This is a genomic window from Sphingomonas sp. BK235, assembly GCF_004345855.1.
Taxonomy (GTDB): Bacteria; Pseudomonadota; Alphaproteobacteria; order Sphingomonadales; family Sphingomonadaceae; genus Sphingomonas.
The window spans coordinates 1-1,546 of sequence record NZ_SLXN01000023.1 but is presented as its reverse complement, the minus strand read 5'-3'; the positions used below and the strand labels follow the sequence as shown (position 1 = coordinate 1,546).

At 72.6% G+C, this 1,546-nt stretch carries 2 protein-coding genes; both read left to right on the top strand.

The window, feature by feature from the left end; genetic code table 11:
- On the top strand, positions 1 to 906 hold a 906-nt coding region (locus EV292_RS22420; protein ID WP_132911491.1), incomplete at its 5' end, for a glycoside hydrolase family 27 protein.
- Between the two features lie 86 nt (positions 907 to 992).
- The coding region (locus tag EV292_RS22415; protein ID WP_132911492.1) for an FCD domain-containing protein at positions 993 to 1,546 on the top strand (554 nt) is incomplete at its 3' end.

Sequence of the window (1,546 nt, the reverse complement as noted above, 5' to 3'; positions counted from 1 at the left end):
GCGGTGAAGCGCAACCTGCCCGTGCTCGGCACGAAGCTGCGCGCCGCCGACGTCGCCGACACGTCGAGCATCTGCGCGTGGAACCCCGACATGTACGGGGTGGACATGCGCAAGCCCGGCGCGCAGGCCTATTACGACAGCATCTTCGCGCTCTACGCGTCCTGGGGAGTCGATTTTGTCAAGATGGACGACATGAGCCGCCCCTATGATTCGCACGCCGCCGAGATCGAGGCGGCGCATCGCGCGATCCAGCGCTGCGGGCGGCCGATCACGCTCAGCCTCTCGCCCGGCGAGACCCCGGTGGCGCGCGGCGCGCATGTCCGCGAGTTCGCGCAGATGTGGCGGATCAGCGACGATTTCTGGGACGAATGGGCGATGCTGGAGGCGCAGTTCACCCGGCTGGAGAATTGGAACCAGTGGCGCCGCCCGGGCGCCTGGCCCGACGCCGACATGCTGCCGCTCGGTCGGCTCGCTCTGGGCAAGCGCGACACCAAATTCACCCGCGACGAGCAGCGCACGCTGATGACGCTCTGGTCGATCGCGCGCTCGCCGCTGATCATGGGGGGCGACCTGCGCCACCTCGACGCGCCGACGCTGGCGCTGCTGACCAACCGCGAGGTGATCGCGGTCAACCAGGCGAGCACCGACAACCGGCCGCATTTCATCGCCGACGGCACGCGGGTCTGGTCGGCGCGGCCCGAGGGCAGCCGCGACCATTATGTCGCCCTGTTCAACACCACCGACACGGCGAAGGAGGTCGCGCTGCCGCTGCGCGAGCTGGGCCTCACCGGCGCGGTGCGCGTGCGCGACCTGTGGTCGGGGCGCGACGACGGCAGCGCCAGCGGGCGGCTCGCGCGCCCGCTCGCGCCGCACGGCGCGGGCCTGTACCGGCTGTCCGCGACGTGACGCAGCGCAGCGCATCGAACGAACTGCCCGGCCAGGAGAGCGCGCTGCAATCGACCGGGCGGCGCTGGCGCGGCGCGATCGGCAACATGCTGGGGCGCGCGATCCTCTCGGGCGAATATGCGCCGGGCGACGTGCTGCCCGGCGAACTGGTGTTCGCCGAGACCAACGGCGTGTCGCGCGGCGCCTATCGCGAGGCGGTGCAGGGGCTGATCGCCAAGGGCCTGGTGGAGAGCCGCCCCAAGACCGGGACGCGCGTGCTGCCGCGCGCGCGCTGGAACATGCTCGACCCCGACGTGCTCGCCTGGGCCTTCGCCGACAGGCCCGACATGGCGCTGCTGCGCAGCCTGTTCGAGCTGCGCTCGGTGGTGGAGCCCGCCGCCGCCGCCTTCGCCGCCGAGCGCCGCGACCGCGACGACCTCCGCGCGCTCAAGGACGCGCTGGCGCGGATGCGGCGGCACACGCTGTCGAACGAGGCCGGGCTCGCCGCCGACCGCGACTTCCACGGCGCGATCCTCACCGCCTCGCGCAACGACGCGCTGGTGACGCTGTCGGCCGGGATCACCGCGGCGGTGGCCTGGACCACCCAGCTCAAACAGCGCGAGCGCGCGCTGCCGCGCGACCCCATCCCCGAACATGCCGC